The following is a 25,453-nucleotide window of genomic DNA, read 5'->3' on the forward strand; positions in this document are numbered from 1 at the left end:
CAGAGCAAATGAGAAGTACGCTGACACGTCGCTCGTTCCTCGGTCTCGGTGGGGCCGCTGCCGCCGCGGTCGCGGGCCTCTCGCTCGCCGGCTGCGAGGGCGAGCGCTCCGACGGCAGGACCGAGATCGAGTTCGTCTCCTACAAGCGCGAGGCGGTGAGCATCTTCGAGGCGCTCATGGCCGAGTTCAACGAGACCAACGACCACATCTACCTCAACTTCACGAGCCCCAACGACGCCGTCACCATCATGAAGACGCGCTTCGTGCGCGAGGACTACCCCGATGTCGTCGCCATCGGCGGCGACGCCTCCTACGCCGACTTCGTCGACTCCAACATCCTCGCCGACGTCTCGGGCTACCCCGGCATGGAGAAGGTCCAGCCGGCCTACCAGGAGATCATGAAGAGCGTAACCTACGTGCCCATGGACGGCATCTACGGCGTGCCCTACATCGCCAACGCCGCGGGCATGCTCTACAACAAGGACATGTTCGCCGAGAAGGGCTGGGACATCCCCGAGACCTGGACCGAGTTCTGCGACCTCTGCGAGCAGATCAAGGCCGAGGGCGAGGTCCTGCCGCTCTACCTGGGCTTCCTCGACACCTGGACGATCCTCTCCCCGTGGAACTCCATGCTCGTGGAGCTCGTGCCCTCCGACCACATCCGCAAGGTCAACGCGGGCGAGGCCAAGTTCGCCGACTACTACCGCGAGCCCGCCGAGAAGCTCCTCAAGCTCCTCGAGTACGGCGAGGACGGCCCGATGGCCTACAGCTACGAGGACGCCTGCACCGCCTTCGCGCGCGGCCAGTCCGCGATGTTCCCCTGCGGCTCGTTCGCCGTCCCGCAGATCCTCTCGGCCAACCCCGAGATGAACATCGGCCTCTTCGCGATGCCCGCTTCCGACGACCCCGACGACCGCATCGTGGTCTCCGGCGTCGACCTCTGCTGGAACATGACCGTGGCGAACGAGGACCATCGCGAGCAGATCTACGAGGTCATCGACTTCCTCAACGAGCCCGAGAACCTCCAGACCTACTGCGACGACCAGAAGGCCATCCCGTGCATCGAGGGCGACTTCAGGCTCGACCCGCTCTTCGACGACATCCAGTCGTTCCTCGACGAGGGCAAGGTCATCGACTACCCCGACCACTCCTACCCGTCGGGCATGGCCTGTGACGCCCAGCTCCAGGCGTTCCTGCTGGACGGGAACGTCGACGCGTTCCTCGAGAACTGGGACAACCTCTGGCAGCGCTACAACAAGACGGTCATCCGCAAGTACAACGAGTACATGGCGAATCAGGGATAAGGAGGGAAGAGACACATGGCATCGACCGCTGTATCAAAGGCGGGGTCCGACAGGAACCGCACCTTCCTCGCGATCCTGATTCCCGTCCTGGTCCTGTTCATCGCGTTCAACACGGTGCCGCTGCTCACGGGCTTCTTCTACAGCTTCACCGACTCCAAGGGCTACGGCGCCTTCGAGATCGTGGGCCTGCAGAACTACATCGACCTGTTCCAGGACGCCCGCGTGGGCAACTCGTACCTGTTCACGTTCAAGATCTCCGTGGTGTCCACGATTCTCGTCAACGTGATCTCGCTCGTCCTGGCCATCGGCCTCTCCAGCAAGATCAAGTTCAAGAGCGCCCTGCGCGGCATCTACTTCGTGCCCCGCATCCTCGGCGGCCTCGTCGTGGGCTACGTCTTCAGCTACTTCTTCACCTACATCGTGCCCGCCCTCACCGGCACCACGTCCATGCTGGCGAGCACCGAGTGGGCATGGGTGGCGATCGTCGTGGTGCTCGTCTGGCAGGCGTGCGCCCAGACCACGATCATCTACATCACCGGCCTCTCGTCGGTTCCCGAGGACGTCTACGAGGCCGGCGCCCTTGACGGCGCGACCGGCTGGGACAAGTTCCGCTACCTCACCTTCCCGCTCATCATGCCCTCCATCACCACGAACATGGTGCTGGTCATGAAGGACATGCTCATGACCTTCGACCAGATCGTGGCCATGACCTCCGGCGGCCCGGCGCAGTCCACGGAGTCGATTTCCTACCTCATCTACCAGAACGGCCTCAACAACAGCCAGTTCGGCTTCCAGTGCGCCAACGCGGTGATCTTCTTCATCGTGATCGCCGTCATCTCCATCGCCCAGACCAAGTTCCTGAACAGTAAGGAGGAGCAGCTCTAATGGCTAACAACACTGTTCCTGCCAAGGTCAAGGAGCGGGTCAACTGGCCCATCACCATCCTGCTCATCATCGGCCTCATCACCATCATCTTCCCGCTCTACATGGCGGTGGTCATCGCCTTCAAGGACCCCTCCGAGATGACCAACGACATCGCGGGCATCCTGTCGCTGCCCTCCTCGTGGTCGCTCGACAACTTCATCGAGGCGATCCAGGTCACCGACTTCTTCAACTCGTTCATGAACTCGCTCATCATCACCGTGGCGGCCGTCGTGATCTCGGTCCTCGTGCACTCGCTCGCCGCCTACGCCATCGGGCGTAACATGGACAGCAAGAAGCTCTTCAAGGCGTCGTACTACTTCATCGTGGCCGGCATGTACGTGCCCTTCGCCATCCTGATGATGCCGCTCGTAAAGCAGACCGCCATCCTGCACCTCGACAACATGGTCGGCGTCATGGTGCTCTACGTGGTGTTCTACATGCCGATGAACATGATGCTCTACACCGGCTACCTGAGGAACATCCCCACCGCCCTCGAGGAGGCCGCCCGCGTCGACGGCGCCTCCACCTGGACCACCTACTGGAAGGTCATCTTCCCGCTCATGAAGCCCATGCACGCCACCGTCGCCGTCATCACGGGCCTGGCCGTGTGGAACGACGTCATGACCCCGCTCGTCATCATGGGCGGCTCCGGCGTCAACACCCTGCCGCTCGCGCAGATGAACTTCCAGACCGCGTTCGCGACGAACTACAACCTCGCCTTCGCGTCCTACCTGCTCGCCATGCTCCCCATGATCATCTTCTACATCATCGCGCAGAAGCAGATCATCGGTGGCGTCACCAACGGTGCCGTGAAGTAGCGTGCAAAAGGGACAGGCACTTTTGCACACCGGCACTGTGAAGTAGGCCGTCCGCACGATGGGGCTCGCCCCGGCCAATGAGGTCCCCCTGGCGCCCGGAATCCATCCGTTTTGTGGTGGGTTCCGGGCGTCCCCACCGACGGGCGCTCTTGAGCTACACTCCGCCCGGTCGTAATCGCGACGAGAGAAATCGAGAAGCCATGTCACTGAGCTACGACGCATCCGCACGCACCTTCACCATCAGCACAGCCGCGTCGACCTACCAGATGAAGGTCGACGCCCACGGCTACCTCCTCCACCTCTACTACGGCGCGCTCGCCACGGGAGACATGTCCTATCTCGTGACCTACGCGGACCGCAGCGGCATGTGCGGGTGCCCGCACGACGTGGCCGACCGCACCTACTCGCTCGACGTCCTGCCCCAGGAGTTCCCGTTCCAGGGCGCGGGGGACATGCGCAGCCCGCTTTTGCTCGTCCGCGGCGAGGACGGCACCTTCGGCTGCGACCTGCGCTACGTCTCCCATGAGATCCGCCCCGGCAAGTACGGCCTGCCCGGGCTCCCCTCAGTCTACGCACAGGACGGCGACGACGCCGAGACCCTCTCGATCACGCTCGCCGACGAGCGGCTCGGGCTCGAGGTCGAGCTCCTCTACGGCGTGATGCCCGCCTACGACGTCATCACGCGCGCCGCCGTGGTCACCAACCGCGGCGAGGGCCGCGTCACCGTCGAGAAGCTCCAGTCCGCCTGTCTCGACTTCGTCTCCGGCGACTTCGACCTCATCACCTTCGACGGTCGCCACGCCATGGAGCGCCGGCCCTCCCGCCGCCCGGTCATGAACGGCTCGATGAGCGTCGGCAGCCGACGGGGCATGTCGTCCAACCAGTACAACCCCATGATGGTCCTGTGCGACCGTCCCGCCACCGAGACCTCCGGTCGCGCCTGGTCGATGAGCTTCGTCTACAGCGGCGGCTTCCTCGCCGAGGCGGAGCGCGACCAGTACGAGCAGACCCGCGTGCAGATGGGCCTCGACGACGACCTCTTCTCCTACCCGCTCGAGCCGGGCGAGAAGATCGTGGCGCCCGAGGTCATCATGTCCTTCTCGCCCGCGGGCATCGAGCGGATCTCCCACAACCTGCACCGCGTCATCCGCGAGCGCGTCTGCCGCGGGCCCTGGCGCGACAGCCCGCGCCCCGTGCTCATCAACTCCTGGGAGGCGTGCTACTTCGACTTCACGGGCGACAAGCTCGTGGCGCTCGCCAAGAAGGCCGCGAGCCTGGGCCTCGACATGCTCGTCATGGACGACGGCTGGTTCGGGGCGCGCAACGACGACCATCGCGGCCTCGGCGACTGGAAGCCCAACATGGCCAAGCTCGGCGGATCCGTCGCCGACCTCGCACGCCGCGTGAACGAGGTCGGCCTGGGCTTTGGCATCTGGGTCGAGCCCGAGATGGTCAACGAGGACTCCGACCTCTTCCGCGCGCACCCCGACTGGGCGCTCGCCATCCCGGGCAAGGCCCCGGTCCTCGGCCGCGACCAGCTCGTGCTCGACCTCTCGCGCGCCGACGTGCGCGACAACCTCTTCGAGCAGCTCTGCGCGGTGCTCGACCAGGGGGGCATCGACTACGTCAAGTGGGACTACAACCGCTCGATCGTCGACGTCCACTCCCGGGTGACGAGCGACCAGGGCAAGGTCCTCTACGACTACATGCTCGGCCTCTACGACCTGCTCGAGCGCATCGTGAGCCGCTACCCAGACCTGCTCATCGAGGGGTGCTCCGCGGGCGGCGGGCGCTTCGACGCCGGTATGCTCCACTACACCCCGCAGATCTGGACCTCCGACAACACTGACGCGCGCAATCGCCTCGAGATCCAGTACGGCACGTCCTTCGGGTACCCGTGCTCGGCGGTGGGGGCGCACGTCTCCGCCTGCCCCAACGAGATCACCGGGCGCACCATCCCGCTGGGGGCGCGCGGCACCGTCGCCATGGCGGGCGGCGCCTTCGGCTACGAGCTCGACCTCATGGAGCTCAACGACCGCGCCTGCGAGATCATTCGAACGCAGGTCGCCACCTACCGCAAGGTCGAGCACCTCGTGCGCGAGGGGCTCTTCTACCGGCTCTCCGACCCCAAGGACGCGGACGTCGCGGCGTGGGAGTTCGTCAGCGAGGACGGGCGCGAGGCGCTCGTCTGCGCGGTCGTCACGCGCGTCGACGGCTACGGCAAGGCGCAGTACGTGGTGCCGCGCGGGCTCACGCCGGGCGCCACCTACCGGATGGTGAGCAACGGCTCCGAGTTCTCGGCCGACGCGCTCATGGACATGGGCCTGCCCCTCACCGTCCCCGCGGGCCCGTACGAGAACTTCATGTACCGCTTCGAGCGCGTGGACTAGCGTCCGAGCGGAGGGCCCCGCGACTCGCGCGCCTCGGATGCGTGCGGGTTGCGGACGGAACCGGGCCCGGAAGTGACCGCAAGTCGCACCTGATTCGGGTGCGTGCGGGTTGCGGACGGAACCGGGCCCGGAAGTGACCGCAAGCCGCACCTGATTCGGGTGCGTGCGGGTTGCGGACGGAATTGAATCGGAAAGTGACCGCAGCCCGCACGCCATCCAAGCGCGTGCGGGCTGCGGTCACTTTGACTAGGGGAACCGTCCGGAAGCCGCACGCACCCTGGGGGAGGGCGGCTCCCGGACGGCGGGAGGAGGCGTCTTCGCGGCGCCTACCGCACGACCCAGGCGGTGGCGTCCCGGGGCAGGCGCCCGGCGAGCAGCTCGCTGGAGCAGAGGACGACCTCGCCCGCGGGCAGCGCGACCGGGCCCTCGCCGAAGTTGGTCACGCTCGTGAGCGTGCGCCCGCCCGCGCAGGGGCGCTCGTAGGCGATGACCTGGTCGCCGTAGCCCCCGGCCCATGCGAGCGAGGTGTCGCCGGTCGCCGTGAGCAGCTCGGAGCGCATCCCGAGCGCGCGGCGGTAGAACCAGAGCATCGACGCGGTGTTGGCCTCCTCGACGTCCACCGCGAACTGCGCGAACCACTCCGGCTGGGGCAGGTGCGCAGCCTCGTGCTCCACCGGGGCGGAGAAGCCGAAGTCCCCGGACTCGTCGACCGCCCTCCAGGGCAGCGGCACGCGGCAGCCGTCCCGGCCCTTGATCGCGTCACCGTGCGTGGTCATGAGCGCCTGCGGGTCCTCGAGGGCGCCCCAGGGGATGTCCGCCACCTCGAACAGGCCGAGCTCCTCGCCCTGGTAGAGGTAGACCGAGCCGGGGAGCCCCAGCTCCATGAGCAGGGCGGCGCGGGCGCGACGCGTCCCGAGCTCGCGGTCCTCGTGGTAGGTCCTCCCGTCGCGCAGCAGCCAGTCGGTCACGAGCTGGTGGTGCACCGAGGAGCGGACCTGCGGCAGGGCGAAGCGCGTGGGGTGGCGCGGCATGTCATGGTTGGAGAGCACCCACGTAGTCGTCGAGCCGGACTGCTCGGCGGCGGCGAGGCCCTTCTCGATGGCGGTGCGGAACTCGTCGGCGAACCATGCCGCGTTGGAGAGCTGGAAGTTGAAGACCTGCCCGAGTTCGTCGGGGGAGGCGTACATCCACTGGTGCTCCGGCACGACCCATGCCTCGGCCACGGCGAAGCGCGCGGGCTCGTACTCGTTGAAGACCTGGCGCCACTCGCGGTAGATCTCGTGGACCTCGGGGCGGTCCCACAGGGGGTTGTCGTCACCGGGCTCGCCCTGGTCGGGGTCGTCGGGCCAGTCGGCGAGCGGACGGCTGTCGAGGTCCTTGGCCAGCGCGTGGGCCACGTCGATGCGGAAGCCGTCGGCGCCGCGGTCGCTCCAGAAGCGCAGGGTCTTCTTGAAGTCCTCGTGGACGTCGGGGTTCCCCCAGTTGAGGTCGGCCTGCTCGACGGCGAAGAGGTGCAGGTACCACTCGCCGTCGCCGACCGGCTCCCAGGCGGGGCCGCCGAAGGTCGACTTCCACCCGTTGGGCGGGAGCTCCCCGTTCTCGCCGCGGCCGGGACGGAAGACGTAGCGGTCGCGCTCGGGCGACCCGGGGCCCGCGGCGAGCGCGGCCTTGAACCACTCGTGCTCCGTGGAGGTGTGGTTGGGGACGATGTCGACGACCACCTTCATGCCGGCCTCGTGCGCGGCGGCGCACATCGCGTCGAAGTCCTCGAGCGTGCCCAGGCGCGGGTCGACGTCGCGGTAGTCCGCCACGTCGTAGCCGCCGTCGACGAGCGGGGAGGGGTAGAACGGCGAGAGCCAGATGGCGTCGATTCCGAGCTCGCGCAGGTAGCCCATGCGCTCCGTCACGCCCTTGATGTCGCCCAGGCCGTCGCCGTTGGCGTCGTAGAAGCTGCGGGGGTACACCTGGTACACCACGGCCTGCTTCCACCAGTCGGCGCGCTCGTTGTTTGCAGTCATCGTCTGCTCCTTTCTGAAGTTTGGGACGGGGTCGTGTCTGGGAAGGGAAGGACGGTCCCCCTCGCGCGGGAACCGGGGTCTGTGAACCGGTGCCCGGCCCCGGTTCACGGGACGTCACGCGAGATGCCAGATGTCGCGGTCGTACTCGCGGATGGTTCGGTCGGACGAGAAGAACCCGGACCTCGCGACGTTCACGAGCATCTTCCCCGCCCACGCGTCGCGGTCCTCGTAGTCCGCGAGGCAGCGCTCCTTCACGGAGGCGTAGTCGCGCGCGTCGAGAAGGGCCATGAAGTAGTCCTTGGCCAGGAAGTCGCGGTACACGCGGGTGAGGCACCCCGCGTCGCCGCGGGCGAGAAGCTCGGGCGAGACGATGAAGTCGAGCGCCTCCGCGAGCTCTCCGTCGGAGAGCCAGACGTCCCAGGGACGGTAGTCGCCCCGGTCGTAGAGGCCGATGACGTCCTCGGACGAGCGACCGAACAGGTAGATGTTCCCCTCGCCCACCAGGTTGGCGATCTCCACGTTCGCCCCGTCGAGCGTGCCGAGCGTCACCGCGCCGTTGGCCATGAACTTCATGTTGGAGGTGCCGCTCGCCTCCTTGGACGCGAGCGAGATCTGCTCGGAGACGTCGGCGGCGGGGATGAGGTGCTCGGCCGCCGTGACGTTGTAGTTCTCGACGAAGACGAGGCGCAGCCACGGGGAGACCTGCCCGTCGTCGGCGATGAGGCGCGACAGCGCGAGCAGCAGGGCGATCGTGTCCTTGGCGAGCGTGTAGGCCGGCGCGGCCTTGGCGCCGAAGATCATGGTGACCGGCCGGTTGGGAACGTTTCCACGCTTGATCTGCAGGTACTTCCAGATGGCGTAGAGGGCGTTCATCTGCTGGCGCTTGTACTGGTGCATGCGCTTGACCTGGATGTCGAAGACCGAGTCCGGGTCCACCTCGACGCCCTGGGACGCGCGCAGCCACTCGGCCAGCTCGCGCTTGGCGTCCCGCTTGATGTCGAGGAGCCCTCGCGCGAACGAGGCGTCGCCCGCGAACGGCAGCAGGTCCTCGAGGCGCGACGCGTCGCGCTCCCAGGCGTCGCCGATCGCGGAGGTGATGTGGTCGGCGAGCGGGCGGTTGCAGCCCATGAGCCAGCGTCGGAAGGTGATGCCGTTGGTCTTGTTGGTGAACTTGCCCGGGTAGAGCTCGGCGAAGGGCCTCATCTCCGAGGTCACGAGGATCTGCGTGTGAAGCGCGGCGACGCCGTTGACGGCGTGGGAGAAGTGCACGTCCATGTTGGCCATGTGCACGACGTCGCCACCGTCGACGACGGCCACCGCGTCGCCGCCGCCCCGCTCCCGCGCGAGCGCGTCGAGCCGGCGGATGATGGGCGCGATGCCAGGGGCGACCTGCTCGATGAAGCGCATGGGCCAGGTCTCGAGGGCCTCGGCGAGGATGGTGTGGTTGGTGTAGGCGCAGGTCCGCTCCACGATGCCCGCCGCGTCCTCGAACGAGACGCCCCGCTCCATGAGCAGGCGCACGAGCTCGGGGATCACCATCGACGGGTGCGTGTCGTTGATGTGCACGGCGACGTGGGCGTCGAGCTCCTCCGGGGCGAAGCCGCGCTCCTCCAGCTCGGCGAGGATGAGCTGGGCTCCCGCGGAGACCATGAAGTACTGCTGGTAGACGCGCAGCAGGCGCCCCGCCTCGTCGGAGTCGTCGGGGTACAGGAAGCTCGTGAGGCTGTGCGCGACGTCGCCCTTGTCGAAGCCGATCCCGTGCTCGGGCGCGGCCGCGGGCTCGGGGACGTCAAAGAGGTGCAGGCGGTTCACCGTGTCGTTCTTGTAGCCGGGGACCTCGATGTCGAACATTCTGGCCTCGAGGTCGCCGAAGCCAAAGGGTACCGAGAAGGACCTCCCGGTGTCGATCAGCCAGGACTCGGGCTCGATCCAGGGGTTGGGCTCCTCGCGCTGGACGCCGTCGGCGAGGTCCTGCCGGAAGAGGCCGTAGTGGTAGTTGAGGCCGACGCCGTCCCCGGCGAGGCCGAGCGAGGCGATGGAGTCGAGGAAGCAGGCGGCGAGGCGGCCCAGGCCTCCGTTGCCGAGCGAGGGCTCGGGCTCGCAGTCCTCCACGCGGGCGAGCGTGGTGCCGTGCGCGGCGAGGATGCCCTCGACCTCGTCGAGAAGGCCCAGGTTCATGAGGTTGGAGCGGAGCAGCCGCCCCACGAGGAACTCGGCCGAGAAGTAGTAGAGCTTGCGCTCGCCGGTGGCGGGGCGCATCTCGAGCTCGAGGTCGCGCGTCGCGCGCAGCAGCGCGCAGAAGATCTGGGCGTCGCCGGCCTCGTCGAGGGTGAGGCCCATGTCGGCGAGCGCGTCGTTCAGTCGGCTCTCAAAGTCCATGTCATTCCTCCTCGTTCTTCTCTGCGACGTCACGGGGGGACCGTCCCGTCGCGACGTCGGGCAGGCGGTGATAGAGCTCCATCTGGCGGTGCACGCGCGCGGCGAGCGCGGGTGAGTCGAAGCCCGGGAGCGCGCGCCACTGCCAGTTGGCGCCGAGCGTCGAGGGCGTGTTGATGCGCGCCTCGCTGCCCAGGCCGAGCAGGTCCTGCATCTGGACCACGGCGAGGTCGGCGGCGCTCGCCCAGATGGCGCGCATCATGCCCCACCCCTCGCCCTCCCTGGGGTCGAGGTGGAGGTACTCGCGAGCGAGCATGGCGTCGTCGAGCGGGGCGCTCTCGAGCCAGCCGAGGGCGGTGTCGTTATCGTGCGTCCCGACGTAGGCGACGCAGTTGGTGGGGTAGCGGTAGGGGAGGTACTCGCTTCCGGTGCCGTCGCGCGTGTCGAAGGCGAACTCGAGGACCTTCATGCCGGGGAAGCCCGACTCTGCCAGGAGCGCGCGCACGGAGTCGGTGAGGTAGCCGAGGTCCTCCGCGACGATCTCGCAGCGGCCCATGCGCTTCTCGAGCAGCTCGAACAGCTCGATGCCCGGTCCCCTGCGCCAGTGCCCGTCGGCCGCGGTGACGGCGCCGGCGGGGATCGCGAAGTAGGTGTCGAACCCGCGGAAGTGGTCGATGCGGAGGATGTCGTAGAGGCGAAGCTGCGCCTCGATGCGGGCCGTCCACCACTCGTAGCCGTCCGCCTTCATGCGGTCCCACGCAAAGAGGGGGTTGCCCCACAGCTGCCCGATCGCGGAGAAGCCGTCGGGCGGGACGCCGGCGATCTCACGGGGTCGCAGGCTCTCGTCGAGCTGGAACTGCTCGGGGTGGCTCCACACGTCCGCGGAGTCGTCGGCGACGTAGAAGGGCAGGTCGCCCATGATGCGGACGCCGCGCGAGCGGGCGTGGTCGTGCAGCCGGTCCCACTGGCGGAAGAACAGGCACTGGACGCCCCTCCAGAAGCGGACCTCGTCGGCCAGCGCCTCGCGGGCCTCGGCGAGGCCCTCCGGGCTGCGGAAGCGCAGGGCGTCCTCCCAGGCGTGCCAGGGCGCCCCTCCGTGGGCGTCCTTTGCGGCCATGAACAGCGCGTAGTCGTCGAGCCAGGCCCGCTCGCGGTCGCAGAAGGAGGCGAGCTCGCCCGCCCGGTCCCGCTCGAGGCGGCGCACTGCGTGACGGAGCACGTCGAAGCGCTCCCGGTAGAGCGCGCCGTAGTCGACGCGCGCGGGGTCGGAGCCCCAGTCGCGGCCGGCGTACTCGTCCCGGCAAAGCAGGCCCTCCTCGGCGAGGTCGTCGAGGTCGATCAGGTAGGGGTTGCCGGCAAAGGTCGAGAACGACTGGTACGGCGAGTCCCCGTAGCTCGTGGGGACGATCGGCAGCACCTGCCAGACCGACACCCCGGCGTCGCTGAGGAAGTCGACGAAGGCGCGCGCCTGCGCGCCCATGGTGCCGACGCCCCACGGCGAGGGAAGCGCGGTGACGGGCATCAGCACCCCGGAGCTTCTCATGGCACCCTCCTTTCATCTTGGCCGGGCTCCTCTCGCCCGGCGACTGCTGCCTTCACTGGCCCGAGGGCCTCGGCGACCGCGGCCCTACCCCTCGATCGCGCGGACGCTCTCTCGACGGGCGATCTCGTACGGCACGACCTCGTGCACAGCGGCGGCGCCCGAGCGCATGCCGTCGAGCAGGATCCGCACGGCGCGCTCGGCGAGCCGGTCGGCGTCCTGTCGGACGGTGGTGATGCGCGGGATGGAGAACTGCGAGAACGTGGTGTCGTCGAAGCCGGTGATCGAGACGTCGCCCGGCACGGAGAGCCCGAGGTCGGCGATGGCCCGCACGGCGCCAAAGGCGACTGCGTCGCCGAGCGAGAAGATCGCGGTGAGGTCGGGGGAGCGGGTCAGGAGCGTCCGCGCCGCCTCGTAGCCGCCGGACTCCGAGTACCCGCTCGGCTCGTAGTCGCGGGCGCGGTCGAGGGTCACGCCGTGGGCGAGCAGCGCCTCCTCGACGCCGGCGAGGCGCCGGGCGCTGATGAGCTCGCGCTCGGGGTTGCCGCCGATGACGCCGATCCTGCGGTGCCCGAGGCCCCAGAGGTGCTCGACCATGTCGCGCGAGGCGGCGACGTTGTCGATGGAGACGCTCGAGAGGTTGGGGAAGTCGAGGCCGTCGACCACGTTGGTGACGAGCACGCTCGGGACCTCGATCTCGCCGAAGGACTCGCGGAAGTAGCGGGGCTCGCCTCCCAGGAAGAGCATGCCCTTGGGGCGGCGCGTCTGCTGGTAGCGTATGGCGGTCCGGACCTCCTCGGCGTCGTCGGCGAGGTAGGTGACGGCCAGGTCCTCCTCCTGTGCGGCGAGGGCCGCCTGGATGCGCTCGAGGATGTCGCCGAAGAGGCGGTTGTTCACGCCCATGACGAAGGCGGCGACGGGGGTCTGCGAGCGCATCTTGAGGTAGCGCGCGTTGGAGTTGGGCTCGTAGCCGAGCTCCTCCATCACGGCGAGGATGCGCTCCCGCGCGCGGTCGCTCACGTTGGGCTGGTCGTTGATCACGCGGGAGACCGTCCCCACGCCGTAGCCCGACTTCGCCGCGATGTCGCGTATGTCCATGGTCGCCGCCTCTCGTCCCGCCGGTCCTTCTCTCCCATGAATTGGAAACGTTTCCAATTCGGTGTTAGCAGACTTATACCACCAGATGCCGGAAGGGGAGGTTAGAATCTCGCATTTCCGTTTGCGGCGAAAAACACGCCGCTCGCCGGAGGGCGCCGCGCGGTTGCAGGGGCGAGCTGGGCGTTGTATGCAGATTTTTGGCAAGGCTCCGCAAGTCGGCGCTGAGAATCGATGTTTTCTCAGGTGGAGAAATGCCACTGGCCGAGTGATACTTTGGGAATCGGAGAAAAACTGCATACAACGTGGCTTCAGCCGCTCGTCGGGGGCTGCGGGCTCGCTCGCGCCCGCGCGCGATGCTACACGGCCTCGGCCGGGAACAGCCCGCCGCGTCCGCCGATGGTCTCGTCGGGGAGGTCGAGCAGGTACGACCCGCAGCAGTTGACGATCGTGGTGCCGCTGGGGTGCTCGACGACGCGCTCGATGCGCCCGTACTCCATGTGGACGTGCCCGTGCAGCAGGTAGCGTGGCCGAACGCGCGAGAGCAGCGCGTCGAACGCCTCGAAGCCGCGGTGCGGAAGGTCGTCGAGGTCGCCGTAGCCGCGCGCGGGGGCGTGCGTGACCACGAGGTCCACACCCCCCGTCGCGCTGGCGAGAAGCGCCATCCGCGCCGCGCGCCGGCGCATCTCCGCCTCGGTGAAGCCGTGGACCTCGGGGTTGTAGCGAATCGACCCCCCGAGGCCCATGACGCGCAGGCCGCGATAGTCGCGCACGTGGCCGTCGATGCTGACGCAGCCCTCGGGCGCGTGGCGGTCGTAGGCGGTGTCGTGGTTTCCCTGGACGTAGAGCAGCGGCACGTTGGCGAGGGTCACGATGTGCTCGAGGTACACGGCGGGCAGGTCTCCGCAGGAGATGACGAGGTCGACCCCCGCCATGCGCTCGCGGTCCCAGCGTTCGTAGAGCCAGCCCTCCTCGACGTCCGCGATGGCAAGAATCCTCATGTGTGCCCCCTAGCGCGCGGTGTCCCTGAGGAGCACCGTCGCGGGGTCGACGGGGATGACGCCGGCGACCTCGACCTCGACCTTGCCGTCCCGGTCGAGCTCGCGCTGCTCGGGAAGGCGCCCGACCACGTTCTCGTTCAGCCAGCGCATCCGCACGATCTGCTCGCTCGTGAGGCGCCCGGCCTCCGGCCCCTGCACCACGTCGCCCCCCTGCGCGCGGAGCTCCCCGGTGAAGGGGTGCACGCGCCCGGAGAGCACCGACTGGCGCAGCACGTCCACGAGCATGCGCTGCCCGCGCGGCAGCTGGTCGGAGAGGCGCACGTCGAGCACGCCGGCGGACATGCCCCACCAGTAGTTGAGCGACTGCCCGGGGATCTTCTCGCCCTCCCTCTTCCAGGTGTCGTTGCGGATGGAGCGGACGAGCAGCTCGTAGTAGCGGCCCCACTTCCAGACGGGCTCGGCGAGGTGGGTCTCGGAGCCGTCGTCCTCCACGCGGTAGAGGCCCCAGGACTCGCGCGGGGCGAGCGGGTTGGCGTAGTCGCGCCCGGAGATGATGTGCACGCCCTCGTCGCGCAGCTCGCGGCGCCAGTTGTAGTCCTTGGTCGAGAACCACTTGAGGTACACCGTCACGTACGGGTCCACCATCGCGGCGCCGATGGCGAAGGCGTTGATCTCGGCCACGGTCGAGAAGACCGGTGACTCCGCCACGTAGCCCAGTCGATGGTGCCCGGCGAGGCTCGCCGCGAGCGCCCCGAGCAGAAACTTCGCCTCGTACATGCGCCCGTAGAACCCGCGCACGGCGCTGTGCGAGAGGCTCACGGAGCAGTTGAGGTAGTCCGGGCCCGGGTGCTCCGCCGCGGCGCGCAGCGTCTGGCGCATCTGGGTGGGCGCGCAGGTGACGATGAGGTCGGCCCCGTCGGACACCGCCTCGTCGACGGCCTGGTCGAAGGCGGCGTCGGAGCTGCGGTCGGTGAAGGCGCGCGTGGCGACGGTCCCGCCGAGGCGCTCCTCGAGCTTCTCGCGCCCGCGCTCGTGCAGCGAGATCCAGCCCGACGAGAGCGGGTTGCGGTCGTAGACGAAGGCCACGCGGAAGGGCTTGGCGAGCACGGCCTTCTTCGCGAGGTTCTTGAGCTTGGGAAGGGGCTTGGTGCCCTCGAGGCTGGGGTCCTCGAGGTAGGCGCGCGCCCCCTGCCCCTGGGTGACCACGAACTCTCCCCAGATCTTGCCGACCTGCGCGTCGACCTCCCTGGGCGAGAGGCCGCGCAGGTGGTCGAACCCGAAGATGGAGACGTAGTGCGCGAGGGCGTCCCCCACCTGCAGGTCGAGCGCGTCGCCCCCGTGGGCCCTGAACGCGGCGGAGAACCCGTCGAACAGCGAGCGCAGGTCGCGAACGACCTCGTCGGGCCAGGGGGTCTCGAGGTCCTGGCCGAGCAGGGCGGCGAGTCGCGCGTAGAACCCCTCCTCGGACGAGGTGATGCCGTAGATGGGGCAGACGCGGTAGAAGCGGGTGAACTCGTGGTAGACGCGCAGGCCCTTCTCGTCCGAGGGCATGGGGGTCACGCGCGTGATGTTTGCCAGGATGGTGGGCATGCCCAGGTAGCGCGAGACCGAGACGCGCTTGTTCCCCTCCTGGACGTAGAAGCGCTGCAGGTACTCGTAGACCACGATCGGGTCGCGCAGCCCCTCGGCGCGCTGGGAGTCGATGAGCTCGCTCCACTTCATCGCGAACTCGGACGAGGCCTCCGCGATGGGCAGGAACCCGCTCGAGAACATGTTCTGCCGCCCGCGCGTCTTGGTCCCCGCGATCAGGCTGAGGTCGATCTCGGTGAGGCCGATGGGGACCTCCCCCTGGTAGCCCTGGTTCTTGAGGATGTCGTCGAGTGCGGGGGGATAGGGGTAGTGGCCGTCCGAGATGTCGCGGTCGACCTGCTTGAGTCCGAGCTTGCGGGCCTTGGCATAGTCCTCGAGCATGGTGCTCCCTTCCGATGAGGCGGACGTCTCCCCCTGCCCCTATGGTAGCGAAATCGATACCAGCGGGGTCCCGCGAGCACTATAGAACAAAGGACAAGGACCGGCGAGAAGGACCCGCGCTCCCCGGCGCCCTGCGCCGGCCGGCGCGCACTCGAGCCCCTTCCTGTCCGGGCGGACACAAATCCGGCCGAGTGCGCGCCGACAACCGTGCACTCGAGCCCTTTCCTGTCCGGGCGGACACAGATCCGGCCGAGTGCGCGCCGGCAACCGTGCACTCGAGCCCTTTCCTGTCCGGGCGGACACAGATCCGGCCGAGTGCGCGCTCTGCCACGGGAGAGTGCGCGCACTCGACGAAGTTGCGCGCAATCGCGCCGAATGCGCGCCTCCCGCCCTGGTGCGCCGCGCGCCCCCGCACCGCCGCGCGTCGCGCAGATGGCGGGCGGGAAACGCGTGCGTGGCGGGAGCGTAGCGTTTCCCGCCCGTTACCGCCGCGCGTCGCGCAGATGGCGGGCGGGAAACGCGTGCGTGGCGGGAGCGTAGCAACTTCGTCTCGCTTTTCCGCCGCCCGCCGCCCGCGCCGTAGACTCCCCTGTGACCACAAGAGAGGGGAGTCCCATGGCACAGCACGGCCTCTACCGCACCGAGTACGAGCACGACGCGTGCGGCATCGGCGCCATCGCGCACCTGCATGGCAGGCGCAGCCACCAGACGCTCGACGACGCGCTCTCGGTCCTCGTCAACCTTGAGCACCGTGGCGGCAAGGGCCTCGAGAAGAACACCGGCGACGGAGCGGGCGTGCTCTTTCAGGTTCCGCACCGCTTCTTCCGCAACGAGGCCCAGAAGGAGGGGCAGCTCCTGCCCGACGAGGGCGACTACGGCGTGGCGATGCTGTTCCTGCCGCACGAGGACCCTGCCGGCGTGACCGCCGCGCGGCAGGTCTTCGAGCGCGGCTGCGCGGAGTGCGGCGTCCCGCTCATGTTCTGGCGCGAGGTGCCCGTGGACCCGCACGACCTGGGCTCCACGGCACGCGCCTGCATGCCGACCATCTACCAGGCGTTCCTGCGCCGCCCGGACGACGTCGCGCGCGGCTCCGACTTCGAGCGCCGCCTCTACGTCACCCGTCGCACCATCGAGCGCGCCGCCGACGCGGAGCCGGCGCTCGCGGGCAAGATCTTCTACGTGTGCTCCATGTCCAGTCGCACGATCGTCTACAAGGGCATGCTCGTGGCGACCCAGATGCGTCGCTTCTACCTGGACCTGGGCGACGCCGCGGTCGAGACCGCCCTGGCGCTGGTGCACTCGCGCTACTCTACCAACACCACCCCCAGCTGGGAGCGCGCGCATCCCAACCGCCTCATCATCCACAACGGGGAGATCAACACCCTGCGCGGCAACGTGAGCTGGATTCGCGCCCGCGAGCCCATGCTCTACTCGCCGACGCTCGGGGCGGACCTCGAGCGCGTCATGCCGATCATCAACCGCGAGGGCTCGGACTCCGCCATCCTCGACAACGTGCTCGAGTTCCTCACGATGAACGGGCGGCCCATCGACCGCGCCGTGACCCTCATGATGCCCGAGCCGTGGGACCACAACGCCGAGCTCAGCGAGAAGCGCCGCGCCTATGACGCCTACCAGTCCATGCTCATGGAGCCCTGGGACGGCCCGGCGGCGATCGTCTTCACCGACGGCCGGCTCGTGGGCGCCGCCCTCGACAGGAACGGCCTGCGCCCGGCGCGCTACTACGTCACCCGCGACGAGCGCCTGATCCTCTCCTCCGAGGTGGGCACCATCGACGTGGAGCCCGAGAACGTCCTGCGCGCGGGCTGCCTCGGCCCGGGCGAGATGCTCGAGGTCGACCCTGACCAGGGGCGCGTCATCTGGAACGACGAGATCCGCGACCGCTTCGCGGCCGAGAAGCCCTATCGCGACTGGCTCGACCAGGAGACCATCGACCTCGCGGACCTCGCCGACCCGGGCGCCTCCGCCGCCCCGGCGAAGCGCGACGCGGGCGTTCCGCTCGTGACGCGCATGGCGCGCCTCGGCTACCACTACGACGACGTGGACGAGGTCGTGCGCCCGATGGCGGAGAAGGGCGGCGTGCCCCTGGCATCCATGGGCACCGACGCCCCGCTCGCGTGCCTCTCCACCAGGCACCGCTCGTTCTTCGACTACTTCAACCAGCTCTTCGCCCAGGTCACCAACCCGCCGATCGACGCGCTGCGCGAGAGCCTCGTCACGAGCTCCGTGCTCTACCTCGGCAACCACGGCAACCTCCTCGAGGACTGCCGCGACACCTGCCGGCTGGTGCGCCTGGGCGGCCCCATGCTCAGCGAGGCGGACTTCCGCCGCATCTGCGCGATCGACCGCGTGGGGTTCAAGACCGCCCGGGTGAGCGCCACCTACCTGCGCTCCGGCGGCGACGGTGCCCTCGAGCGAGCCCTCGACGAGCTCGCGGAGCGCGTCGAGAAGGACGTGCGCGCCGGGGCAAACATCGTGGTGATCTCGGACCGCGCCGCCGCCGGCGAGGTGAGCATACCGTCGCTGCTGGCCCTGGGCTGCGTGCACAACCACCTCATCCGCTGCGGCCTGCGCACGCGTGCTGACCTCGTGGTGGAGACGGGCGACGCGTTCTCGGCGCACGACTTCGCGTGCCTCGTGTCCTTCTCGGCGTCCGGCATCTACCCGTACATGGCGCACGACTGCATCCGCGACCTCTGCGCGCGCGGCGAGCTCGACCTCGGCCCCGAGGAGGCGCTCGCCAACTACGACCGAGCGGTCACGGCCGGCATCGTCTCCATCATGTCCAAGATGGGCATCTCCACGATGCAGGGGTACCACTCCGCGCAGATCTTCGAGATCCTGGGCCTGTCCGACGAGCTCGTCGGGAGGTACTTCACGTTCACGGCAACGCGCGTGGGCGGCCTCACGACGGCCGACCTCCAGCGCGAGCTCGACGAGCGCTACGACGACGCGCTCGCGCTCGCCGCGAGCCCCGCGCCCGACCAGCTGCCCACCCTCGGCCTCACCAAGTGGCGCCCGGTCGGAGGCGAGGAGCACCTCATCGACCCGAAGGCCATCTACCTCCTGCAGCGGGCCTGCCGCGAGGGCGACTACGGCCTCTTCAGGGAGTTCTCCGCGTGGGTGCACCGCGGTGGGCGCGCTGTGACCCTGCGCGACCTCATGGGCTTCTCGCCCGCCGGCGATCCGGTGCCGCTCGACGAGGTCGAGCCCGCGAGCGAGATCGTGCGCCGCTTCAACACTGGCGCGATGAGCTACGGCTCGATCAGCCGCGAGCAGCACGAGTGCCTGGCCGTTGCCATGAACCGCCTGCACGGCCGCTCCAACACCGGGGAGGGCGGCGAGGACCCCGCCCGCGAGACCCCGCTGCCGAACGGAGACTCGCGGCGCTCCGCCATCAAGCAGGTTGCCTCGGGGCGCTTCGGCGTGACGAGCCGCTACCTCTGCTCGGCAGTCGAGATCCAGATCAAGATGGCCCAGGGCGCCAAGCCCGGCGAGGGCGGGCACCTGCCCGGCAGGAAGGTCTACCCGTGGATCGCGGAGGTGCGCCAGTCCACGCCGGGCGTCGGCCTCATATCGCCGCCGCCCCACCACGACATCTACTCCATAGAGGACCTTGCCGAGCTCATCTTCGACCTGAAGAACGCCAACCCCGAGGCGCGCGTCTCGGTGAAGCTGTGCGCGCTGGCCGGCGTGGGCACCATCGCCACGGGCGTGGCAAAGGGGGGCGCCGACAAGATCCTCGTCTCCGGGCACAACGGCGGCACCGGGGCCGCCCCGCGCGACTCGATCTACCATGCCGGCATCCCGTTCGAGATCGGCCTCGCGGAGACGCAGCAGACCCTCGTGCGCAACGGCCTGCGCTCCCGCGTGGTCCTCGAGACCGACGGCAAGCTCATGAGCGGGCGCGACGTGGCCGTCGCCGCGCTCCTCGGCGCGGAGGAGTTCGGGTTCGCCACCATGCCGCTCATCGCCTGCGGGTGCCTCATGCAGCGCGACTGCCAGCGAGACACCTGCCCCGCCGGCATCGCCACGCAGAACTGCGCGCTGCGCGGGCGCTTCTCGGGCAGGCCCGAGCACGTGGTCAACTACATGACCTTCGTCGCCGAGGAGCTGCGCGAGATCATGGCCTCCCTGGGGTTCCGCACCGTTGACGAGATGGTTGGCCGCTCCGACTGCCTGCGGCAGGTCCCGGTCGCCGGCGAGCGCAACTGGAAGGCGAACAGCCTGGACCTCTCCGACCTCCTCGCCCCGGCGACCTGCGAGTTCGGCCGGAGCATCCCCGGCGCGGACGCCCCGCACTTCCTCCCCGAGATGGCCCCGGACCTCGAGCTCGACCGCACGCTCGACGCCACGCTCTTCGTGCCCTACACCGAGGGCGCCCGCGAGCACCTCACCCCCGTCCGCTTTCGCGCGGACATCGACAACGTCAACCGCTGCGTGGGGACGCTGCTGGGAAGCCACGTCACCCGCCGGCACCCGGAGGGCCTGCCCGAGGGGTCGATCACGGTCGACTGCGAGGGGTCGGGAGGCCAGAGCTTCGGCGCGTTCCTCCCGGCCGGCGTCACCCTCAACATCTCCGGCGACGCCAACGACTACTTCGGGAAGGGGCTCTCGGGCGGCGTGCTCTCGGTGCGGCCGCGCGAGGGGGCGACCTACAAGTTCGACGAGAACGTCATCGTGGGCAACGTCGCCTTCTACGGCGCCACGAGCGGCCGCGCCTTCGTGAACGGGCTTGCCGGCCAGCGCTTCTGCGTGCGCAACTCGGGTGCGACGGTGGTGGTCGAGGGCGTGGGCGCCCACGGCTGCGAGTACATGACGGGGGGACGGGTGCTCGTGCTCGGCGAGGTGGGCCCCAACTTCGCTGCCGGCATGTCCGGCGGGGTCGCCTACGTCTACGACCAGTTCGGCACGCTCGGGCGCCGCTGCAACGCCGAGCTCGTGGAGCTCGAGGCCCCGAGCGAGTCCGAGCTCGAGGAGGTTCGCGCCCTCATCGAGGAGCACGTTCGCCGCACGGCGAGCCCTCGCGGCATCAAGATGCTCTACCAGTTCGATTCCATCAGGGACGACTTCGTGAAGGTCATTCCGCGCGACTACGAGCGCGTCCTGGCGCACGTGGCCGAGGCCGAGGGGCGCGGTGCGACGCGCGAGGAGGCCCTGAGCTACGCGTTCGACGCGATGAGGGAGGCGTAAGTCATGGGCAAGCCCGGAGCGTTTCTCACGGTGGGCCGCGTGGCCCACGAGCTGCGTGCGGTCGGAGAGCGCGCGCGCGACTACCGCGAGCTCTACGAGCAGCTGCCGCCCGATCTCCAGCGCGAGCAGGCGAGCCGCTGCATGATGTGCGGCGTGGCGTTCTGCCAGTCCGGCCTCGGCTTCGGGGGCGCGCGACCGAGCGGCTGCCCGCTGCACAACCTCATCCCCGAGTGGAACGACCTCCTCTACCGCGGACTCTGGCGCGAGGCGGCCGACCGCCTGGCGCTCACCTCCCCGCTGCCCGAGTTCACGAGCCGGGTGTGCCCCGCGCTCTGCGAGGCGGCCTGCAACCTCGGGCGCGACGACGAGCCCGAGACCGTCCACGACAACGAGCGCGCCATCTCGGACTGGGAGTGGGCCCACGGGGGCCCGCGGCGCTTCGAGCCGGCGGGGCCGGACGCCCCGCGCGCGGCCGTGGTGGGCTCCGGCCCGGCCGGCCTCGCGGCCGCGTGGGAGCTCGCCCGCCGCGGCGCGCGCGTCACGGTGGTCGAGCGCTCCGACCGTCCCGGGGGCCTGCTCATGTACGGCATCCCCAACATGAAGCTGCCCAAGGACGTGGTCGAGCGCCGCGTCGCGCTGATGCGCGAGCTGGGCGTGGAGTTTCGCCTGGGCGCGGACGCGGCCGAGAAGGACGTGGCGGAGGGGCTCCTCGCCGACTTCGACGCCGTGGTGGTGGCCGTGGGCGCGCGTCGCCCGCACGGTCTCTCGGCGGCGGGGTTCGAGGAGGGGCGCGCGGCCGGCGGGGTGGTCTTCGCCGTTGACTACCTCACCGCGTCCACGCGCGCCCTGCTCGACGGCGGCGAGCCGGCCGTGAGCGCGGCGGGGCTCGACGTGGTCGTCATCGGCGGCGGCGACACGGGCAACGACTGCATGGGCACCGCGGTGCGCCAGGGCGCTCGGTCGGTGCGGCAGCTCGAGTTCATGCCGCGGCCCGCGGACCCGGGCCCGGGAGCCGTGCGCTGGCCCGAGTGGCCCGCCACCCTCAAGACCGACTACGGTCAGGAGGAGGCCATCGAGCTCATGGGCGGCGAGTGCCGCGCGTGGGCGACGGACACCCGCGAGGTTCTTCTCGACGAGTCGGGCTCGGTGCGCGGCGTGCGCGTGGTCGACCTCGACTGGTCCGGCGGGCGCCCCGAGGCCGTGGAGGGCTCCGAGCGGGATCTGGCTGCGCAGCTGGTGCTCGTGGCGTGCGGCTTCACGGGGCCGGAGCGCGGCGCGCTCGAGGCCCTTGGCGTCACCGTGGGGGAGCGCGGGCTGCCCTCGTGCGTCAAGGGGCATCGCGCCTCGGGCTCGGTCTACGTCGCCGGGGACGCGCGCACGGGGTCGTCCCTCGTGGTGAGCGCCATCGCGGACGCCATGGCCTGCGCGGGCGAGGTCGCCTCCGGGCTGGGGCTCTGACCATGCTCGCCCCCGGCGAGAAGGACGGCCCCGGCGGCATCGTGTGGCTGGAGAGGGGCGAGGAGCGGCCTTTCGAGCCGCTCCCGGAGCGTCGACGGCCCTGGCTCGAGGAGTCGACGGGATGGGGCGCGCCGGCCGACGGGGGAGGGCGGGGACCGGACGAGCCGGATGCCCCGAGCGAGCTCGTCTGGCTCTAGCGGCATGCGCGCACCGCTCTTCTCGCCGCATGCGCCCGCCGGGCGCGCCCGCGTGGTCCGCGCAAAACGCACGCTTTCGGGCACGAATCCGTGCGTGCGGATCGGGCTACGCTGAGGCGCCCGGGCCTAGTCGTCCGTCCCGGGTCTGCCGGCGTAGCTGAGCCCGCCGACGAGCTCGCGGAACCTCGCCTCGTCGCTGCGCACGAGCGCCTCGGCGAGGGCGGGGTAGGAGAGCCGGGCCTCGTCGAAGAGGTCGGCGAAGCTCACGTGGCGGACCCTGCCGGTGAAGGGGTCCGCCCAGGGGCGGCAGCCCAGGTTGGCGGCGGGGCACTCGGTGCTGCGACGCGCGTAGTGCGCCATCGCCTCGGCGCGGGAGCGGCCGCGCGCGAGGCGCTCGACGGCGCCCGCCGCCCTCGACGCCGGGGAGCCGGCGGGGTCGATCAGGCGGTAGAGACGCTCGTAGTCCCGGACGCTGGCGGCGTACTCGCGCGCGCTCGCGGCGACGCCGAAGACGGAGAGGGCCATCTGCGAGAAGAGGGCGCCGCCCACGCGCTCGATGCGCTCCGTCCGCATGAGGTTGCCCGTCGCGGGGCGCTCCTCCACGGTCGCGCTGCAGCGCTCCCACAAGATCCATGAGTCGATGTCGGACTCGATCAGCGCGTGGACCTCGCCGGACGCGCGCTCGAGGCTGCGGTCACACGCGCAGAGCGCGCGCTGCTGCGCGATGACGAAGGGGTGCGCGCCCCGGTCGAGCGCGTAGTGGCCGAGGAGGCCGAGGACGAAGGCGCGGCCCACGCGCTCGTCGGCGACGGGAAGGCGCCTCACGCCGTCGCGCAGCGCCATGAACGCACGCGTGACGCGGCCCGCCTGAATCGTGGAGGCGAGGGCGCGGCTGCGCGCGGCGACCGCGGGAAGCGTGGAGAACCGCGCGAAGAACGGGTCAGGGCCCTGGTTTCCCAGCAGAAAGGCGAGCAGCTCCTCCTCGCCCGAGACGACCTCCTCGGGCAGCAGGCGCGCGACGTCTTCCCCGAAGATGTGGTGAGTGATGATCGCGGGCATGGCCTCTCCTCCGCCGGGTCCCTGTCCAGACTAGGTTAGCGCAACGACGGCCGGCCGGGCCTCAGATGCCGAGTCCCGCGGCAATGACCGAGACCGTGGTGTAGAGGCTCTTCTCGCCGAGGTCGCGCGACTCGTCGGTGAGGGCTTCGGCGACCTCGGAGATGGAGGCGTTCCGCCCCGCGCCCGCGCCAGGGCGCGCGGCACGGCCGGCATCTCGTCCACGATGCGCGACGCGGCCACGGCGGGGGGCTCCATCGCCGCGACGGCGTCCCGCTCGTCCTCGCCGGCCTCCATGCGGTCGTCGATCATCTCCTCGTAGAAGGCGCACGCCCTCGAGGCCTCCTCGGCGCTCAGGTCGGACAGCGCCGCGCGCAGCTCGGCGAGGTACTCCTGCTTAGTCATGGCAAACCCTCCCGATGTAGTCGTAGACCTGCTCCACCTCGGCGCGCTCGGCGGTAACTTGGGCCAGCCGCGCCCGTCCCGAGTCCGTGATGCGGTAGTACTTGCGCAGCCGCCCGTTGTGCTCGGCGCTGCGCGACGAGACGTGCCCCGCGGCCTCGAGCCGCTTGAGCACGGGGTAGAGCGTCGACTCCGTGAGCCCGAGCACGCCCGGCACGTCACGAATGATCTGGTAGCCGTACGACTCCTGGTCGCACACGGCCACGAGCACGCACGCCTCGATGAAGCCCCGCTTGAGCTGCGCGTCCACGACGACCCCTCCTTTGATGCCCTATGACGACGTATACTATATTATACATAGTATACGTCGTCAACTGGCATTGGGGAGAGGGCGCCACGCGTCGCGCCTCCGGAGTGCAGGCGACCGCTCGGCGATTTCGTTCTGTCATAGTTCTGCAAGAAACGTTAAGAACGTGTTAAGGCCTCTTCGACGAGGACTCGTTTGAGAGTGGGCCCGCGAGGGCCCGTCAGCGAAGGGAAGGTTGGACCATGTCGAACATCTCGCGCAGGAACTTCATCGCGGCCGGTGCCGCAACGCTCTGCGGACTCGGCCTCGTCGCGTGCAACGGCGACGGCGGCGACGCCCCCTCCGACGGCACCCAGGTCGCGGAGAACTCCGTCGGTGCGTCCGAGGACCTCATCAAGGCCGCCCAGGAGGAGGGCACCCTCGTCGTCTACGGCTCCTGCGAGGAGGACTACCTTGCCGCCGCCTGCAACCACTTCCAGGAGGTCTTTGGCATCGAGGTCCAGTACCAGCGCCTCTCCACCGGTGAGGTCCAGGCCAAGATCGAGGAGGAGAACGGCAACCCCTCCGGCGACGTCTGGTTCGGCGGCACCACCGACCCCTACAACGTCGTGACCGCCGAGGGCCTGCTCGAGCCCTACGAGGCCGCCAACGCCTCCCACATCACCGACCCCAAGTACCAGGACGCCGACGGCAACTGGTACGGCATCTACACCGGCCTTCTTGGCATCATGTACAACAAGGACGAGGTCGAGCGCCTGGGCGTCACCCCGCCGGAGGACTTCGCCGACCTCACCGACCCGCAGTACGAGGGCCTCATCTGGTCGTCCAACTACAACACGGCCGGCACCGCCAAGCTCATCGTCAACACGATGATCCAGAAGTACGGCCACGACGAGGGCATCCAGTTCCTCGTTGACCTCGACAAGAACGTCGAGGTCTACACCAAGTCCGGCTCCGGCCCGTCCAAGAACATCGGCACCGGCGAGTGCACGATCGGCCTCGGCTTCCTGCATGACGGCATCTTCCAGATCGTCGACCAGGGCTACGAGAACATCGAGCTCGTCGTCCCGTCCTCCGGCACCTCCTGCGAGGTGGGCGCCACGGCCATCTTCAAGGGCGCCAAGCACCCCAACGCCGCCAAGCTCTGGATCGAGTACGCCCTCTCGCCCGAGTGCGTCGAGCTCGCCGCGCAGAACGGCTCCTACCAGTTCCTCGTCATCGACAACGCGCAGCAGCCCGAGATCGCCACTGAGTTCGGCCTCGACCCGAACAACACGATGGACTATGACTTCGAGGACGCCAAGGCCAACACCGACACCTACGTCGCCGAGGTCATGGAGGCCCTGGGCGGCGGCGACGACCGCTTTGAGACCGAGGACGCGTAG

The 25,453-nt window shown here is 69.4% G+C and carries 17 protein-coding genes; 8 read left to right on the forward strand and 9 right to left on the reverse strand.

All coding sequences use genetic code 11. The features are described 5' to 3' along the window. The first annotated feature begins 8 nt into the window (after positions 1-8). The 4 genes from BQ7106_RS00380 (at position 9) to BQ7106_RS00395 (ending at position 5,436) form a co-directional block, all read left to right on the forward strand. Positions 9-1,304, forward strand: coding sequence for an ABC transporter substrate-binding protein (locus BQ7106_RS00380; protein ID WP_072369571.1), 1,296 nt, complete (start codon positions 9-11; stop codon positions 1,302-1,304). Between the two features lie 15 nt (positions 1,305-1,319). Further along, complete coding sequence (locus BQ7106_RS00385) at positions 1,320-2,189, forward strand: carbohydrate ABC transporter permease (RefSeq protein WP_072369573.1); 870 nt, start codon at positions 1,320-1,322, stop codon at positions 2,187-2,189. Beyond that, entirely contained in the window at positions 2,189-3,046 is an 858-nt protein-coding gene (locus BQ7106_RS00390) for a carbohydrate ABC transporter permease (RefSeq protein ID WP_072369575.1), read from the forward strand. The genes BQ7106_RS00385 and BQ7106_RS00390 overlap by 1 nt, the downstream gene beginning before the upstream one ends. A gap of 200 nt (positions 3,047-3,246) precedes the next feature. Beyond that, a complete protein-coding gene (locus BQ7106_RS00395; RefSeq protein WP_072369585.1) occupies positions 3,247-5,436 on the forward strand; it encodes an alpha-galactosidase in 2,190 nt (729 codons plus the stop codon). Between the two features lie 326 nt (positions 5,437-5,762). Here BQ7106_RS00395 and BQ7106_RS00400 read toward each other — a convergent pair whose 3' ends face one another. The 6 genes from BQ7106_RS00400 to BQ7106_RS00425 form a co-directional block, all read right to left on the reverse strand. Further along, positions 5,763-7,454 (reverse strand): glycoside hydrolase family 13 protein, encoded by a 1,692-nt coding sequence (locus BQ7106_RS00400; RefSeq protein ID WP_072369588.1) that lies wholly within the window; start codon positions 7,452-7,454, stop codon positions 5,763-5,765. Positions 7,455-7,568: 114 nt separating this feature from the next. Beyond that, positions 7,569-9,833, reverse strand: a complete 2,265-nt coding sequence (locus BQ7106_RS00405) for a glycogen/starch/alpha-glucan phosphorylase (protein ID WP_072369590.1) — start codon at positions 9,831-9,833, stop codon at positions 7,569-7,571. Position 9,834: 1 nt separating this feature from the next. Further along, on the reverse strand, positions 9,835-11,373 hold the full coding sequence (gene malQ, locus BQ7106_RS00410) for a 4-alpha-glucanotransferase (protein ID WP_072369592.1): 1,539 nt from the start codon (positions 11,371-11,373) through the stop codon (positions 9,835-9,837). Between the two features lie 84 nt (positions 11,374-11,457). After that, positions 11,458-12,468: a LacI family DNA-binding transcriptional regulator gene (locus tag BQ7106_RS00415; RefSeq protein WP_072369594.1), complete on the reverse strand. Its 1,011-nt coding sequence runs from the start codon at positions 12,466-12,468 to the stop codon at positions 11,458-11,460. 356 nt (positions 12,469-12,824) lie between these two features. After that, on the reverse strand, positions 12,825-13,466 hold the full coding sequence (locus tag BQ7106_RS00420; RefSeq protein ID WP_072369596.1) for a metallophosphoesterase family protein: 642 nt from the start codon (positions 13,464-13,466) through the stop codon (positions 12,825-12,827). A gap of 9 nt (positions 13,467-13,475) precedes the next feature. Beyond that, on the reverse strand, positions 13,476-15,437 hold the full coding sequence (locus BQ7106_RS00425) for a BMP family ABC transporter substrate-binding protein (RefSeq protein ID WP_072369599.1): 1,962 nt from the start codon (positions 15,435-15,437) through the stop codon (positions 13,476-13,478). Positions 15,438-16,052: 615 nt separating this feature from the next. Between BQ7106_RS00425 and gltB the strand changes: the two genes are divergently transcribed. From gltB to BQ7106_RS00440, 3 genes are read left to right on the forward strand one after another with little or no spacing between them, the layout of a single operon-like run. Further along, positions 16,053-20,648, forward strand: a complete 4,596-nt coding sequence (gene gltB, locus BQ7106_RS00430; RefSeq protein WP_072369602.1) for a glutamate synthase large subunit — start codon at positions 16,053-16,055, stop codon at positions 20,646-20,648. Between the two features lie 3 nt (positions 20,649-20,651). Continuing rightward, positions 20,652-22,106, forward strand: a complete 1,455-nt coding sequence (locus BQ7106_RS00435; protein WP_072369605.1) for a glutamate synthase subunit beta — start codon at positions 20,652-20,654, stop codon at positions 22,104-22,106. A gap of 2 nt (positions 22,107-22,108) precedes the next feature. Next, the gene (locus BQ7106_RS00440; RefSeq protein ID WP_072369608.1) at positions 22,109-22,303 is read left to right on the forward strand and encodes a hypothetical protein; all 195 of its coding nucleotides are present in this window, start codon (positions 22,109-22,111) and stop codon (positions 22,301-22,303) included. 126 nt (positions 22,304-22,429) lie between these two features. Here the strand turns inward: BQ7106_RS00440 and BQ7106_RS00445 are convergent, their stop codons facing one another. From BQ7106_RS00445 to BQ7106_RS00455, 3 genes are read right to left on the reverse strand one after another with little or no spacing between them, the layout of a single operon-like run. Next, on the reverse strand, positions 22,430-23,362 hold the full coding sequence (locus BQ7106_RS00445) for a hypothetical protein (protein ID WP_072369611.1): 933 nt from the start codon (positions 23,360-23,362) through the stop codon (positions 22,430-22,432). 30 nt (positions 23,363-23,392) lie between these two features. Then, a complete protein-coding gene (locus BQ7106_RS00450) occupies positions 23,393-23,764 on the reverse strand; it encodes a DUF1700 domain-containing protein (RefSeq protein ID WP_072369615.1) in 372 nt (123 codons plus the stop codon). Continuing rightward, positions 23,757-24,071: a PadR family transcriptional regulator gene (locus BQ7106_RS00455; RefSeq protein ID WP_072369618.1), complete on the reverse strand. Its 315-nt coding sequence runs from the start codon at positions 24,069-24,071 to the stop codon at positions 23,757-23,759. The genes BQ7106_RS00450 and BQ7106_RS00455 overlap by 8 nt, the downstream gene beginning before the upstream one ends. Positions 24,072-24,310: 239 nt before the next feature. On the opposite strand from BQ7106_RS00455, the gene BQ7106_RS00460 reads away from it, so the two are divergent. Next, positions 24,311-25,453 carry an ABC transporter substrate-binding protein gene (locus BQ7106_RS00460; protein ID WP_072369621.1) on the forward strand — a complete coding sequence of 381 codons (1,143 nt, stop codon included), beginning with the start codon at positions 24,311-24,313 and terminating at the stop codon, positions 25,451-25,453.

This window comes from Thermophilibacter mediterraneus, assembly GCF_900119385.1.
Taxonomy (GTDB): domain Bacteria; phylum Actinomycetota; class Coriobacteriia; order Coriobacteriales; family Atopobiaceae; genus Thermophilibacter; species Thermophilibacter mediterraneus.